General features: G+C 73.8%; 13 protein-coding genes and 1 tRNA gene. 8 read left to right on the forward strand and 6 right to left on the reverse strand.

The annotated features are described in order from the left end of the window. Positions 1-30 precede the first annotated feature (30 nt). Together AB0H83_RS20285 and AB0H83_RS20290 are read left to right on the forward strand one after the other, a co-directional pair. A complete protein-coding gene (locus AB0H83_RS20285) occupies positions 31-1,011 on the forward strand; it encodes a glycine betaine ABC transporter substrate-binding protein (RefSeq protein WP_360095805.1) in 981 nt (326 codons plus the stop codon). Between the two features lie 96 nt (positions 1,012-1,107). Further along, positions 1,108-3,159 carry a hypothetical protein gene (locus tag AB0H83_RS20290; protein WP_360095808.1) on the forward strand — a complete coding sequence of 684 codons (2,052 nt, stop codon included), beginning with the start codon at positions 1,108-1,110 and terminating at the stop codon, positions 3,157-3,159. Between the two features lie 203 nt (positions 3,160-3,362). Here the strand turns inward: AB0H83_RS20290 and AB0H83_RS20295 are convergent, their stop codons facing one another. From AB0H83_RS20295 to AB0H83_RS20315, 5 genes are read right to left on the reverse strand one after another with little or no spacing between them, the layout of a single operon-like run. Further along, positions 3,363-4,499 carry an NADH-quinone oxidoreductase subunit D gene (locus AB0H83_RS20295; protein WP_360095811.1) on the reverse strand — a complete coding sequence of 379 codons (1,137 nt, stop codon included), beginning with the start codon at positions 4,497-4,499 and terminating at the stop codon, positions 3,363-3,365. Positions 4,500-4,509: 10 nt separating this feature from the next. Further along, positions 4,510-4,800 (reverse strand): type II toxin-antitoxin system PemK/MazF family toxin, encoded by a 291-nt coding sequence (locus AB0H83_RS20300; RefSeq protein WP_360095814.1) that lies wholly within the window; start codon positions 4,798-4,800, stop codon positions 4,510-4,512. Beyond that, complete coding sequence (locus AB0H83_RS20305; RefSeq protein ID WP_033363510.1) at positions 4,787-5,044, reverse strand: DUF6364 family protein; 258 nt, start codon at positions 5,042-5,044, stop codon at positions 4,787-4,789. Before AB0H83_RS20305 ends, AB0H83_RS20300 begins: the two co-directional genes overlap by 14 nt. 32 nt (positions 5,045-5,076) lie before the next feature. Continuing rightward, entirely contained in the window at positions 5,077-6,030 is a 954-nt protein-coding gene (locus AB0H83_RS20310) for an SAM-dependent methyltransferase (RefSeq protein ID WP_360095817.1), read from the reverse strand. Further along, positions 6,027-7,235 (reverse strand): amino acid deaminase/aldolase, encoded by a 1,209-nt coding sequence (locus AB0H83_RS20315; RefSeq protein WP_360095820.1) that lies wholly within the window; start codon positions 7,233-7,235, stop codon positions 6,027-6,029. The genes AB0H83_RS20310 and AB0H83_RS20315 overlap by 4 nt, the downstream gene beginning before the upstream one ends. Before the next feature lie 142 nt (positions 7,236-7,377). Here AB0H83_RS20315 and tmk point away from each other — a divergent pair, with 142 nt between their 5' ends. The 5 genes from tmk to AB0H83_RS20340 all read left to right on the forward strand — a co-directional run bounded on the left by tmk (position 7,378) and on the right by AB0H83_RS20340 (position 12,602). Continuing rightward, positions 7,378-9,534 (forward strand): dTMP kinase, encoded by a 2,157-nt coding sequence (gene tmk, locus AB0H83_RS20320; protein ID WP_360095823.1) that lies wholly within the window; start codon positions 7,378-7,380, stop codon positions 9,532-9,534. Between the two features lie 2 nt (positions 9,535-9,536). Beyond that, on the forward strand, positions 9,537-10,736 hold the full coding sequence (locus tag AB0H83_RS20325; protein ID WP_360095826.1) for a DNA polymerase III subunit delta': 1,200 nt from the start codon (positions 9,537-9,539) through the stop codon (positions 10,734-10,736). A gap of 75 nt (positions 10,737-10,811) precedes the next feature. Next, positions 10,812-11,129, forward strand: coding sequence for a YbaB/EbfC family nucleoid-associated protein (locus AB0H83_RS20330; RefSeq protein WP_360095829.1), 318 nt, complete (start codon positions 10,812-10,814; stop codon positions 11,127-11,129). A 26-nt stretch (positions 11,130-11,155) separates the two neighbouring features. Next, positions 11,156-11,464 (forward strand): hypothetical protein, encoded by a 309-nt coding sequence (locus AB0H83_RS20335; protein ID WP_360095832.1) that lies wholly within the window; start codon positions 11,156-11,158, stop codon positions 11,462-11,464. A gap of 445 nt (positions 11,465-11,909) precedes the next feature. Further along, positions 11,910-12,602, forward strand: coding sequence for a WXG100 family type VII secretion target (locus AB0H83_RS20340; RefSeq protein WP_360095835.1), 693 nt, complete (start codon positions 11,910-11,912; stop codon positions 12,600-12,602). A gap of 212 nt (positions 12,603-12,814) precedes the next feature. Here the strand turns inward: AB0H83_RS20340 and AB0H83_RS20345 are convergent, their stop codons facing one another. Beyond that, positions 12,815-14,617 (reverse strand): metallophosphoesterase, encoded by a 1,803-nt coding sequence (locus tag AB0H83_RS20345; protein ID WP_360095965.1) that lies wholly within the window; start codon positions 14,615-14,617, stop codon positions 12,815-12,817. A gap of 71 nt (positions 14,618-14,688) precedes the next feature. Between AB0H83_RS20345 and AB0H83_RS20350 the strand changes: the two genes are divergently transcribed. Then, positions 14,689-14,761 (forward strand) — tRNA-Thr (locus AB0H83_RS20350). The last annotated feature ends 157 nt before the right edge of the window (positions 14,762-14,918 follow it).

The following is a 14,918-nucleotide window of genomic DNA, read 5'->3' on the forward strand; positions in this document are numbered from 1 at the left end:
CACGGAAGGCGGGCCATTTTGCGAACAGCCATGCGCGCCACGCTCGGGGTCCTTCTGGGCCTCGCCACCGTGGGCCTCGCGGCCTGCGGCGAGGAGGGTTCCTCGGGCACCCAGGCGCCGGCGAGTGTGAGCGGGGCCGGCTGTGCCCCGGTCGCCGGGGACAAGCTCGTCGTCCTCACCGATGACAAGCAGCTCCAGACGGCGGACAACATCATCGCCGCGATCAACACGAAGGCCGCCGACCCGGCCCTCGTGGCGGCGCTGGACAAGGTGGCGGATGCGCTCACCACCGAGAAGCTGATCCAGCTCAACAAGGCGGTCGTCGTGGACCGCAAGACCTCCAAGGTCGCGGCCGAGGACTTCGCCAAGGCCGAGAACCTCACCACCGGCATCGAGAAGGGCAAGGGCGGGGCGATCAAGATCGGTGCCGCCGACTTCGCGGAGAGCGCCACGCTCGGTGCGCTCTACGAGATCGTCCTGGACGCCGCCGGCTACGACGCGACCGTCCAGACCATCGGCAAGCGCGAGATCTACTACGGCCAGCTCACCAAGGGCGACATCCAGGTCGTCCCGGAGTACGCCGGCACCCTGACCGACTTCATCAACGGGCAGGTCAACGGCAAGGACGCCACGGCCCTCGCATCCGGTGACGTCGACAAGACCGTCACCGCGCTCAAGGAGATCGGCGGCAAGGCCGGCCTGACGTTCGGCAAGGCGTCGAAGGCGGCCGACCAGAACGCGTTCGCGGTCACCACCGCGTTCGCCGACAAGCACGGCGTGAAGACGCTCAGCGACTTCGCCGCCAAGTGCTCCGGCAAGGACACCGTCCTCGGTGGCCCGGCCGAGTGCCCGCAGCGGACGTTCTGCCAGCCCGGTCTGGAGAAGACGTACAGCATCCAGTTCGGCAAGTTCGTCAGCCTCGACGCGGGCGGCCCGCAGAGCCTCGACGCGCTGAAGAAGGGCACGGCCACGATCGTGCTCGTCTTCTCCTCGGACGGCTCGCTCGCCTAGGCCCCGGCGATAACGCACGGCAGTTGGCAAATGCCCGTCCTCGACCCCGAGGGCGGGCATTTCGCTTGCTCTGAAGACTAGGTAAGGTCTCTGCTCATGCCAGGCGCGGAAACCACCGGAGGAGTGCGGAGCGCCAAGCTGCTCCAGATCCTCTTCTGGGCCGGGGTCGGTCTCGCCCCGCTGGCCGCGCTGCTACTGCTCTTCGGCGGCGGGTTCGTCCTGCAGCTGGCCGCGGTGCTCGCGGTCGGCGTCGTCGTGCTCATCGGACTGTCGATCGCGCTGCGCCCCGACCACGAAAACGTGCGCAGCGAGATCGAGGAGGCGATGTTCGAGGAGCTCGACACGCTCCGCGACGACATCCGCGGCGACATCACCCACGCGGCCCGCGCCACGCACAGTCAGCTCGTCGAGCGCATCGGCGTGCTGCACGAGACCGTCGACGCGCTGCGCAACCAGGTCGACATGATGCGCGGCCAGCTCGAGCGCACCACCCGCGCCGCCCAGCAGGCCGCCGCCCAGCACGGCGGCCCGCAGCCGGTAGGCTCCGCCGCGGTGCCCCAGGGTGTGCTGCGGCACACCGAGACCGTGCAGGTCACCACGAAGACCATGGTCGTCGACCCGGCCGACCAGCGTCGCGACGGCACCGTGTACGGCGCCCGCCCGGTCGAGATCCCGCAGCAGCGCCGGCCGGTCGGCGAGCGCGTGCCCGACGCCGACTGGCCGCAGCGCCCCGGCGAGTGGGCCGACCGCGACGGGCAGGACTGGCACGAGCCCGGCGACCGGGGCCGCCACGAGGGTGGCACCGGCCGGGTCGTCGACGCGAGCCACTGGAGCGAGTCCGCCGACCGGACCGGCCGGGCCGGCCGCCAGGGCTGGACCGACCGCGGCGAGGACCCCGACGCCGACCGGGGCCGGGCCGGCTCGCACGACCGCACGGGCCGCGGCGAGTGGGGCGCCCGAGCAGACGAGGACGCCGGGCGGGCCGAGCGCGGGCGCGGTGACGCCGGTGGGCGCACCGGCCGCTGGTCCGACGCCGAGGGCGGCCGTGCAGAGGGCGGTCGTGCAGACGGCGGCCGTGCCGAGGGCGGCTGGTCCGACGGCGACGCCGGCCGCGGGCGCCGAGGCGAGCGGGCCGACGGCGGCGAGGGCGGCGGGCGACGCCGCCGGGACGAGCGGGCCGACCGCGGCGACGGCGACCGGGGCGACTACGACCGCGGCGACTACGGCGGCCGCGACCGCGGCGACCATGGCGACCGGGGCGACTACGACGACCGCGGCGAACGGAGCCGGGGTCACCACGCCGACCGCGGCGGACGTGGTGAGCACACTGACCGCGGGGATCGTGACGAGCAGTCCGACCGCACCGATCGCGCCTGGGGCGCGGAGCGCATCAGCAGGTCCGAGCGCACCGAGCGTTCCGAGTGGACCGAGCGCAGCGAACGCTCCGAGTGGATCGAACGCTCCGAGACACCCCGCGAGGAGTCCTGGACCGAGCAGCTGCTGCGCGAGCGGATGGCCCGCGCCGACGCCGACGGCCCGTCCCGCGACGTGGAGCGTTCGGGTGGCCGCCGCCGCGCGTACGACCCGGACGACGACGCAGGCAGCGTGACCGGCGTGCGCACCACCGACCGGTGGGCCTCGGTGCACAGCGACGAGCGCGGCGGTCGCGAGCTGCGCATGGGCGAGCGCCGCGCCGCCGTCCACGCCGACGAGACCGGCACCCACGTGCGCATCGAGGACCGCTGGGCGTCGGTGCGGCACGAGGAGTACCCGCCCGCCGACGAACCCCGCCGGGAGAGCCCCCGCCGCTCCGAGGCCCGCCGCGAGCGCGAACAGCTCCGCGAGGCCGACACCCACTGGTCTGAGAGCAGCTACGAAGAGGCCCGCCGCGACGACACCGGCACCACCCGCTGGTCCGAGGTCCGCCGCGACCGCCCCGCCCTCGGCGCCGCCCAGGCAGCGCTCCCCGCCGCGCCCCCGTCCCGCTGGCAGGACCCGGCCCCGCCCCGCGAGGACGAGCGGGTCTCCCGCCGCGCCCGCCACGACGACGACGAGGACTACGGCTGGAACGGCGCCCGCGACGAGCCCCGCTCCCGTCCCGCCCGCCAGATCGTCGACTTCGAAGGCAACGACGACCGCTGGCGCTGACCCCACGGCGCCGCCACTTCGCCCGCAACCGCCAAGGCCGCCAAGGCCGCCACGGAAGCCGCCAGAGCGAGGCTGTTGATCTTGCTTGCTTGATCGAAGTCGCGCCGTGGTCGTCCGGACGGCCGGGAGGCGACTTCGATCTGTGAAGGCACCATCGCGGTCTGGCCGGCGCGACGGCGGCCACCGGCAGCCAGCTCAGTTCGTCATTTGTCCACGTCGCCGACGACGAAGAACATCGAGCCCAGGATCGCGATCAGGTCAGGCACCAGCGTGCCCGGCAACAGTTTCGACAGGGCCTGCACGTTCGAGTACGACGCGGTCCGCAGCTTCAACCGCCACGGGGTCTTCTCGCCGCGGGACACCAGGTAGTAGCCGTTGATGCCGAGCGGGTTCTCGGTCCAGGCGTACGTGTGCCCCTCCGGCGCCTTCACCACCTTCGGCAGGCGGACGTTGACCGGGCCGGTGAGCTTGTCGACCTCGTCGAGGCAGGCCTGGGCGAGGTCGAGCGACGCGTACACCTGATCCAGGAGCACCTCGAAGCGGGCGTGGCAGTCGCCGGTGGTGCGGGTCACCACGGGCACCGTCAGGGAGCCATAAGCCAGGTACGGCTCGTCGCGGCGCAGGTCGAAGTCCAGGCCGGAGGCGCGGGCGACCGGGCCGGAGGCGCCGAACGCGGCGGCGTCCTCGGCGGAGAGCACCCCGACGCCGACGGTGCGGGCGAGGAAGATCTCGTTGCGGCGGATGAGGTTGTCCAGGTCGGGCATGCGGCGGCGGACCTGGTCGATGGCGGCGCGGGCGCGGGTGGTCCAGCCGGCCGGGACCTCCTCCTTGAGGCCGCCGACGCGGTTGTACATGTAGTGCATCCGCCCGCCGGACGCCTCCTCGAGGACGGCCTGGATCGTCTCGCGCTCGCGGAAGGCGTAGAAGACGGGGGTGATGGCGCCGATCTCCAGCGGGTACGAGCCGAGGAACATCAGATGGTTGAGCACCCGGTTGAGCTCGGCCAGGGCGGTGCGCAGCCAGGTGGCCCGCTCGGGCACCTCGATGCCCATGAGGCGCTCGACGGCCAGGGCCACGCCGAGCTCGTTGGCGAACGCCGACAGCCAGTCGTGCCGGTTGGCCAGCATGATGATCTGCCGGTAGTCGCGGACCTCGAAGAGCTTCTCGGCGCCGCGGTGCATGTAGCCGATGATCGGCTCGGCGCTGAGCACCCGCTCGCCGTCCAGGACGAGTTTGAGCCGCAGCACCCCATGCGTGGAGGGGTGCTGCGGGCCGATGTTGAGCACCATGTCGGCGGTGTCGAGGCCCGCCCCTGTGCCGACCGTCAACTCGGAGGTCATACGAAACAGCCTAGAGGTCCTGCAGGATCCGCAACGCGCGCGAGACGTTGTGCATGGTGGCGGTGTCGGCGACTGCGACCCGCTCGGTGAACCAGCGCTTCAGCGGCGAGGAGAGCCGGTCGGGCATGACGACCAGGTCGTCGAGCTCGACGGCGAGCGGCGAGTCGCGCAGCTCCTCCTGGTCGGTGACCTCGGCGACGATGACCACGGGCACGTCCGTGCCGTTGAACACGTCGGAGCTGATGATCAGCCCGAGGCGTTCGCGGGCGCCCTTGATCAGCCAGACCTCACCGCGCCGCACGGCGCCCGCTGAACAGCTCCGCGTCGACCAGGGCGATCTCCTCCTCGTCGGCGAGCGCGGCGCGCTCCAGGTCCGGCTTGGCCCGGCGCACCGCCTCGGCGTGCGCGGTGAAGATCTCGCGCAGGGCGCGCTCCTGCGCGGCGCGGTCGATCCACGCGCTGAGCGAGACCCCGTCGCGCTCGGCCCAGTGCCGGGCGTCGGCGATGGTCTGATCGGAGAAGGACAACGTCACCTTGGCCGTCATGCCGAAAAGTGTACCGCTGGTATGACCGAACGTCATACCCACCGCATGACCCAGTGGTGCCCGCCGAGCCCGGCGGGGTCGGTCAGCTCGGCCCCCTCGCCGGCCCGGGCCAGGGCGCGCACGTAGCCGGCCGGGTCGGTGGAGGCCATCGCCAGCGGCGGCCGCCCACCGTGGACCCCGAGCAGCCGCAGCGCCTCCCGCTGGGTCAGCAGCAGATGGTGTACGCCCAGCGAGTCCAACGCCACGGAGACCGTCAGGTCGCACGACCCGTCGGGCACCGGCGGGGTCTGCCTGCCGTCGCGGAAGCCGGTGAGCGTGCCGAACAGCGGCCGGGCACCGCGCAGGTGCCCGTAGTCGACCGCGAGGGCCAGCCCGCGCGCGACACTGCCCGCCGCGGCCGCCCACGCCTCGTCGCGCGGCCGCCCCACCTCGGCGCGGGCGCCCTCCGGCAGCCCTTCCAGGGGCCACCAGTCGGCCAGCCAGGCAACGTCGGCAGGGGCCAGCGGTGCCTCGTCGAGCGTCTCGGTGCCGTCGGCGGCGCAGCACACGTACCGTGGCCGCAAGCGCGAATCGAGCTGCACGATCTCGACGGGGACGTTGTCGAGCCACTCGGTGGCCACCAGCAGGCCGGTGATGCCGGAGGGGATGCCGGCGGCCCACCCGATCCGCTCGGGCAGGTCGGGCGGGCGGGGCGCGACCTCGACGCCGACGGCGGCGACGCGGTCGGCCACGGGCGGCGGCAGGGCGGCGAGGATGCCGCGCAGCAGCTCGCCGCGGCCGGCGCCGACGTCGACGAGGTCCAGGCGGGCGGGCCGGTCCAGCGCCTCGTCGAGGCGCTCCAGCAGCGCGGCGAGCGCCCCGGCGAACAGCGGCGAGGCGTGCGCGCTGGTCCGGAAGTGCGCGGCGGGGCCGGGGCCGGGGCGGCGGAAGAACCCGTCGGCGCCGTAGAGCGCCCGCTGCATCGCCGCCCGCCACCGCTCGCTCACAGGAACACTTTGCCTTCTCCCCGGTACGTCGGCACCACGTCCACGATCGTGTCGCCGGACACCAGGTGCACCTCGTTGACGTGCTCGCACAGCTCACCCGCCTTGGCGTGGCGGAAGTAGACGCGATCGCCCAGGCGCAGGCCGGCCGCGCCGGGGCCGACCAGCGGGGTCTGCACCTCGCCGGCGCCCTCGGTGCCGATGAGCTTGAGCCCCTCCGGCAGCCACGGCAGCGGCTGGCGGGTCGGCGAGGTCTCCCCGGAGGCGATCCAGCCGCCGCCGAGGACCGTCGCGACCTGTGGGTTCGGCCGGCGCACGACCGACATGGCGAAGAACGCCGCCGGTTGCGGGCGCCAGCGGCGGTACCCGTCGAAGAGCCACGGCCCGAAGAGCCCGGATCCGGCGGCGACCTCGGTGACCGCGGGGTCCTGCGCGGTGGCCTGGACGCTGCCGGTGCCGCCGCCGTTGACGAACTCCAGCTCGGCGTGGCGGCGGACCTCGGCGACGACGGCCGACCGCCGGGCGGTCAGCTCGGGGAACGACCGCGACTGGATCGCCCGGATGAGCGCGCCGCGCACCGGGCGCCCGGGCGGCGCGTCGCCGAGGCCGGCGATCTGCGCCTCGTAACACATGAGCCCGACCAGCCGGAACCCGGCGCGGCCGGCGATCGCGGCGGCAAGGTCGCCGGCCTGGCGGGGGCTGTGCACGGGCGAGCGCCGCACGCCGATGTGCACGCCCCGGGCGGGGCGCCAGGAGCCGTCCAGATCGATGCAGACCCGCACGGCGCCGGCTCGCTCGCCGGCCGGGACGACGGCGTCGATCAGGTCCAGCTGTGCGGTGCTGTCGACCATGACGGTGACGGTCGCGGCGAGCTTCTCGTCGGTGGCGAGGCGGTGCAGCGCGGCCCGGTCGGCGGTCGGGTAGGCGACCAGGATGTCGCCGGACGTGCCCTGCCCGGCGAGCCAGATCGCTTCCGGCAAGGTGTACGCCATCACGCCCCGCCAGCCCGGCTGGGCCAGGGCCCGGTCGATCAGCGCGCGGACCCGCACCGACTTGCTGGGCACCCGCAGCGGCTTGCCGGCGGCCCGGCCGAGCATCGCCGCGCTGTTGGCGTCGAACGCATCGAGGTCGACGATCGCGAACGGCGGGTCGAGATCGGCGGTGGCCCGGTCGTAGCGGGTCCTGAGAGCGTCACGTGAGCTGGACACGACTCACCGTACCGAGTCGCCGGTGAATATGAAAGAACCTCGCGTACGGCGCGTCGGCCGACACCCGGGCGACACCTGCAGACCGGTAGCGTGGTTACAGTAAGCGTTCTACTGAGGAGGTGCCGCCATCGCCAGCAGCGACTTGTCCGGCTTCGGGGAGCTGAAGGCGGTCCTGCGCATCCGGCCGTTCCGCCGGCTGTGGGCGGTGCTGGGCCTGTCGTCCCTCGGTGACTGGCTCGGCCTGCTGGCCGCGTCGACGTTCGCCGCCGCGCAGGTGGACAACTCCGCGGCGCAGGGTGTGGCGTTCGGCTCGGTCATCGCCGTCCGCCTGCTGCCCGCGCTGGTGCTCGGGCCCGTCGCGGGCGTGTTCGCCGACCGCTTCGACCGGCGCCTCACCATGGTCGTCTGCGACCTGATCCGCTTCCTGTTCTTCGCCTCGATGCCGGCCGCCGCGCTCGTCATCGACGACAGCACGCTCGTGATCGCCTGGGCCGCCATCGCCACGTTCATCATCGAGACCACCGCGATGATCTGGACGCCGGCCAAGGAGGCGGCGGTGCCCAACCTGCTGCCCAGGGCCCGCCTGGAGACGGCCAACCAGCTGACGCTCGCCACCACGTATGGCATCACCCCGGTGCTCGCCGGCCTTGTGCTCATCGGCCTGGAGAAGCTGGTCGTCGTGGTGTTCGGCGCCGTGGACCGCCCGCAGGGCACCGAGCCGAGCGAGGTCGCGCTGTGGTTCAACGCGCTGACGTTCCTGGCCACCGCGCTCACCGTGTTCTTCGGCATCAAGGAGATCAGCGGCCGGCGCACCGCCGACGTCGAGCGCAAGCCCGGGATGCTCAAGGAGTTCACCCAGGGCTGGTCGTTCGTCAGCAGGACCCCGCTGGTGCGCGGCCTGGTGCTGGGCATCTTCGGCGCCTTCGCCGGCGGCGGCGTGGTCGTCGGCACCGCCAAGTTCTACGCGGTGTCCCTCAGCGCCGGTGACTCCGGCTTTGCGCTGCTCTTCGCGACGCTGTTCCTCGGCCTCGGGATCGGCATCGCGGCCGGCCCGCGCATCGTGGGCGCGTTGTCGCGGCGCCGCTGGTTCGGCCTGTCGATCGTGCTGGCCGCCGGCTCCGTGCTCATCCTCGCGCTCGCCACCCACCTGGCCGTCGCCGTCGGCGGCGCGCTGCTCGTCGGCGTCGGCGCCGGCATGGCGTTCCTGTCCGGCACCACGCTGCTCGGCGGCGAGGTCGCCGACGACATGCGCGGCCGGGCGTTCGCCTTCGTGCAGATGGGCACCCGCGTGGTGCTCATGCTCACCATCTCGCTGTCCAGCGTCATCGTCGGCGCCGGCGGGTCCCGCCACCTCAATCTCGGGTTCCGGGAGTTCGAGATCTCCAGCACCCGGCCGCTGCTCGCCCTGGCCGGCGTCCTCGGCGTCCTTGCCGGCGTCATCGCGCTGCGGCAGATGGACGACAAGAAGGGCGTGCCGTTCTTCGCCGACGTGCTCGGCTCGATCCGCGGCCGCCCCCTCAGCCCCGACGAGCCCCTCGCGGCCCGAGGGCTGTTCATCGTCTTCGAGGGCGGCGAGGGCGCCGGCAAGTCCACCCAGGTCCACCACCTCGCCGAGGCGCTGCAGAAGATCGGCCGCGACGTCGTGGTCACCCGCGAGCCGGGCGCCACGCCGTTCGGCTCGCGGATCCGCAGCCTCGTGCTCGACCCGCCCGAGATCACCGGCGAGGTCGTGACCCCGCGCGCCGAGGCACTGCTCTACGCCGCGGACCGCGCCCACCACGTCGCGTCCGTGGTCCGGCCCGCCCTCGCCCGCGGCGCGGTCGTCATCAGCGACCGGTATGTCGACTCCTCGCTGGCCTACCAGGGCGCCGGCCGCACCCTGCCGGTCGACGAGGTGTCGTGGCTGTCGAAATGGGCCACCGGCGGCCTCAAGCCCGACCTGGTCGTCCTGCTGGACCTCGAGCCGTCCATCGGCCTGGCCCGGGCCGGCCGCCGCAGCGACGCCGACCGCCTGGAGAGCGAGTCGCTCGCGTTCCACGAGCGCGTGCGGTATGCGTTCCTCGACCTGGCCTCCGCCGACCCGAGCCGCTACCTGGTGCTCGACGCGTCCCGGCCGGTCGAGGCCCTCGCCACCGGCGTGCTGCAGCGGGTCCGGCACCTGATGCCCGCCGAGGAGGAGTTCGACCTCGAGGAGGCGATCGAGGAGGCCCTCGAGGACGCCGCCGAGACCGTGACCGCGCTGACCGGCGACGAGCTGACCGACGAGTTGCCCGACGGAGGCCGGGAGACCAGGGTATGAGCGTGGACGTCAGCACCGCCCCGCCGATCTTCGCCGAGCTCGTCGGCCAGGACGACGCGGTCGCGACGCTGAGCCGCGCCGTCGCCTCGGCCGCCGCGATCGTCCGCGGCGACGACGCCGAGGCGGGCATGACCCACGCGTGGCTCTTCACCGGCCCGCCCGGCTCCGGCCGGTCTGTCGCCGCCCGCATCTTCGCCGCCGCGCTGCAGTGCCCCACCGGCGGCTGCGGCGAGTGCGCGGCCTGCCACACCACGCTCGGCGGCACCCACGCCGACGTGCGGTTCGTGGTGCCGGAAGGGCTGTCGATCGCGGTCGGCGAGATGCGCGCCCTGGTGCTGCGCGCGGCCAGCTCGCCGACCCAGGGCCGCTGGCAGATCCTGCTCGTCGAGGACGCCGACCGGCTCACCGAGGCCGCCGGCAACGCGCTGCTCAAGGCCATCGAGGAGCCCCCGCCGCGCACCGTCTTCCTGCTGTGCACGCCCAGCACCCACCCCGACGACATCTCCGTCACGATCCGCTCCCGCTGCCGGGTCGTCGCGCTGCGCCAGCCGCAGGCCGACGCGATCGCCGCGCTGCTGCGCCGCCGCGACGGCCTCGACGAGCAGACCGCGGCCTGGGCGGCGGCCGCCGCCCAGGGCCACGTCGGCCGGGCCCGCCGCCTCGCCCGCGACCCGCAGGCCCGCGCCCGCCGCGAGGCGGTCCTCGCCGTGCCGCGCCGGCTGACCGGGATCGGCGCCGCGTTCGACGCCGCGGCCGCGCTCATCGAGGCCGCCGAGGCCGAGGCCGCCGCGTCCGTGGCCGAGACCGACGCCAAGGAGCGCTCCGCGCTGGAGACCGCGCTCGGCGCCGGCGGCACCGGCAAGGGCGCCGCCGGGGCGGCCCGCGGCTCGGCCGGGCAGCTCAAGGACCTCGAGCGGCGGCAGAAGTCCCGCGCCACCAGGGCCCAGCGCGACGCCCTCGACCGGGCGCTGGTCGACCTCGCCGGCTTCTACCGTGACGTGCTGGTCCACACGTTCGACGCGGGGGTCGAGCCGGTGCACGGCGACACCGACGAGCTGGCCGGCGCCGCCGCGCAGAAGTGGGCACCGGAGAGCACGCTGCGCCGCCTCGAGTCGGTCCTGGAGTGCCGCGTCGCCATCGAGGCCAACGTCAAGCCACGCATCGCCGTCGAAGCGATGATGCTCGCGCTCTGGCGCGGCTGAAGTTATCCACAGGCTGCCGTTCGGGGTTCCGTGTCACTCGCTGGTGCCGTACGGTCACCCGGGGGAGGGGCCGACATGGGGCGCGAGATCGACGAGACGTGGATCGAGCAGGCGGTGGAGCGTTATCGCCGCATCGACGCGTTGCTCGCCGAGTTCGACAAGGCGGTCACGACCGTCGAGGTCAGCGTGCGTTCCCCCGACGGCCTGGTCGAGGTGGTGGTCACCGCTGACGGCACGATCCGCGACGTGCGGATCGACCAGCTGCGCGGGCAGACGGGCGCTGAGCTGTCCCGCTCGGTCCGGGCGACCGTCACCGCCGCCACCGACGCCGCCGCCTGGGCCAGGAAGAAGCTGCACGCCGAGACGTTCGGCGACTACAGGTCCCTGACGTAGGGGCGGTCGACATGGCGGGGGAGCGCATGGGACTCGACCAACTGGCCGGCCGGCTGGACGCCGCCGGCGACGACCTCGCCGGGGCCAGCACCACGATGGCGCTCGCCGATCCAGGCTCCCGCGTATTCGGCGGCGACGCGCCGGGCGCCCCGGGGGAGCTGGGCCGGGCGCTGCACCGGACGCTGACGGCCGCGCTGACCTCCCGCGCCCGCGAGGCGTCCGCCCACGGCATCCGGCTTGCGGAGACCGCCGAGGCGCTGCGCCAGGCCGCTCAGGGCTACCGGGCCGCAGACGACGACGCCCGCCGCCGTCACCAGCGCCAGGAGGACACGTGACGCCCGGCGGCCGCTGCCCCCCAGGCGTGCGGTCCGCTGGGACTGAGCGGATCGCTGCCGGCCGTGCGGCGCGCGGCGCCCGCTGCGGTGTCGCGGCGGGGCCCGGCATTCGCGCGGTCGTGAGCGACGCGCGATCTGCCGGGCCGGTGCCGGCTGGGTGGGGCGGTCGATCCGCCGGGTCGGTGTTGGCGGGTTGTGGCTGTGTGCCGCCGGGTCGGGTGGTGTGGTCGGCCGCCGGTTGCCATGGCTCGGCGCTGGGTCGTGTGGCGTGGTCTGCCGGGTCGGCGGTGGCTGGTTGTGGCTGGGTGGCGCCGGGTGGTGTGGTGGGGCCTGCCGGGTCGGCGGTGGCCGGTTGCGGCGGGCGGGCGTCAGGGTGTGGCGTCCGGTCGGCCGAGGTCCGGCACGGCGTTCGGGTGGCCGACCTGGTGCGGCAGGGAGGTGCGTGATGGACGCCCTCGAGCGGCTCGCCTCGATCGGGGCCGACCTGCTGCACCGCGTCGACGGGGTCCTCGTCGCCGGTGGGGCGCCGGCTGGTGATCCGCTGTGGCCGCTGCTGCGGCAGGTCGGGGCGCTGCCCGGTGACGCCTTGGACTTCGGGCTGAAGCTGAGCCCGCCGGCGCTGCGGGAGGCGGCGGCGCGGCTGCGGGCCGACGCCGAGCGGTTCGCCCGCCGCCGGGAGCGGCTCGCCGCGGACCTTGGCGCCGCCGCGGGCGGCTGGGAGGGCTCGGGCGCCGAGGCGTTCGCGGCGCGGTGGCAGTCGCTGGCCGGGCACATCGGCGACGGCAGCGACCCCGTGACCATCGCCGGCCGGCTACGGGCCACGGCGGCTTACGCCGATGCCGTCGCGGGCTGGGCCGAAGGGCTGCGCCACGAGCTCGCCGAGGCCGTCGCCCGGGTCGCGACCTCCGTCGAGGCGGTCACGATCCGCGGCACCCGGCCCGACGCACCGCCGCCCGCCGCCGTGCTGGAGGCAGCGGCCCGGATCGGCGCGCGCGTCCTGCAGCCGGTGGCCGACGCGTTCGACGCGGCCCGCGACCTGGAGCGGCGCTGGTCGCCGGAGCTCGCCGAGCTGCGCTACACCGAGCCGACGTCCACGCAGTCCGCTACCACGTTGCCGATCACCCGCGTCACCTTGTGAACCAGGCCCGCAGCGCGCCCCTGTTCGGGCCGCGTCCGCCTGTCCAGCCTGCACCCGTTCGACGCCGCGGCCGCGAGCCGGTAACTGCCCGGCTCTCGGGCTCCCACCGGCCCGACCCGGGTGGACCGGGCCACCGGCGAGCAGGACTTCCGCGCCCTCGGGCAGGTCGGGGCGCCGGCGCCGGAGGCCGGGCTGCTGGCGTACCCGCTGAGCTATGACAACTCGATCGGGGGCTCCATGAGGCGCAGGGCCAGCGGCTTGCGCGGGGCGAACCAGGAGCCCTCCGGCTGCGCGTCCCAGCGGCGGGCGGTGCGGTCCACGCCGATCGGGTAGATCGTCAGGGTGCCGTCGGCGCCGAAGCGCATCCGCAGGAAGCCCTTGTAGCCGGTTATGCCCTGGCCGGCGAACAGCTCGTTGACGTTGACCCCGAACTTCGCGGCGACCAGCAGGTACAGGGCGAACAGCTCGCCGGCCGCGACGCACGACAGCGGGAAGTACAGCACGATCGCGATCAGCAGCGGCAGCGGCCAGGACAGATCGACGAACGGCAGGTTGAGCCACGCCCACGTGCCGAGCGCGGCGATGCCGACGAACGCGGCGCCGTGGCCCAGGCCCAGGATCCAGTGCTTGGGTCTGCGTTTACCGGCCACGCCCGGCATCGCGAGGAAGTACCCGCTGAGCACGTCGACCATCACCATCAGGAACGCGGGGATGGTGACGAGCCGCTGCTCGGCGCCGGAGATGACGCGGTCCGCGGCGTTGACGAAGGCGAGCATGGTCAGCGTCTGCAGCACGCCCAGCAGACCGAGGAACATGGGATTGCGCCACGGGATGCGCCAGAAGGCGCCGAACGACAACGCGCGCGACCGGGCCCTGCTCGGGTAGGCGGCCTTGAAGTCGAACCACTGCGAAGGGCTCGCGTTGCGCACCAGCGAGCGGCGCGGCGGCACCTCGAGCCGCTGGGGCAGCTCGTGCGTCGGGTACAGGTACGCCCCGCCGCCACCGCAGGTGATCAGCTGCCGGTCGGCACCCTCGTACCGGGCGTAATGATGCAGGTCACCGGAGAGCATCAGCTTCACGTCGGCGCCGGTCGGGGTGATCACCGTGCGCACGAAGTAGTCGAGGCTGTCGTAGGCCTTGCGGTCGTCGTGCGCCTCGACCCAGCTCGGCGACGGCGGGCACACGATGACCTTGTCGCCGGGGCCGAGGTGGGCGGCGACCCGGGTGAAGTAGCGCAGCTGCGGGTCGTCGATGTACGCGCCCGCCTGGACGTCGGTGCCGAGGATCCACCACCGGTTGGGCAGCTGGATCGCGAAGTACGACCGCGACTGCCGGGTCTGCCAGCCGCCGATCTTGCCCTCGCCGCCGCGCACGAACAGGCGCAGGAAGGCGGTCAGGCCGTCGTACCAGTCGTGGTTGCCGGGCACCGCGTACATGCGCGGGCGCGGCCCCTTCGCGGGCGGATCGGGGAACGCGGCGCGGAACGGGCCCTTGAACCGGTCCTCGTACTGCTGGCCGCTCGCCGTCGGGTAGACCTGGTCCCCACCGAGCACGAGCACCTCGCCGCGTGGCAGCTCGTGCCCCTCGACGCTCAGCGAGGGCTGCGCCAGCAGGTACGCGATCGAGTAGGTGGCGTTGAACCCGTCCCCGGTGTCGGCGCAGTAGTCGACCCACAGCTCGCCCTCGGGCACCTCCGCCTCGTCCGCGGACAGGTCACCGGTGTAGCCGGGCGCCTCGCGCATGATCCGGTCTGGCATCGAGTCCTGCAGCTCGCGCTTGTCCAGGTACGCCCCGAACAGGTCGGCCAGCACGACCCGCACCGCGGTGCCGCTGAGCAGCACCGGGCTGAGCCACGGCACGGCCCGCCGCGGGGTGAACCCCATCTGGTCGGGGTCCAGCGCGGAGGGCCGGTCACCGACCTGCACGACCGGCTTCTTCGCCTCGGGCATCGGCAGGATCGGCTCGCCGGGCTCGGCGGTGAGCTCGCCGGGGGCGGCCGGCAGATCGTCGGGCATCACGCGCCGGACGTTACCCGGGAATCCCCTCGCGCGCGCCCCCCAGGCGTGCCGTACACTAGGTCATCGTTGCCGCCTTAGCTCAGTCGGCAGAGCGATTCACTCGTAATGAATAGGTCAACGGTTCGATTCCGTTAGGCGGCTCTGGCAACGACGCCCTGACCAGGGGATCCCTGGTCAGGGCGTTCCCGTTTCCCGGGTCGGGTTTTGAACCGCCCCCCAAAAACCCCCCATAAACCGGGGTCCGGGGGTCAGATTCACACCTGCCCCGGCTGCGGGCGCCGGCCAGGTCTGCCCGCCG

Source organism: Dactylosporangium sp. NPDC050688, assembly GCF_040654515.1.
In the GTDB taxonomy this organism is placed as follows: domain Bacteria; phylum Actinomycetota; class Actinomycetes; order Mycobacteriales; family Micromonosporaceae; genus Dactylosporangium.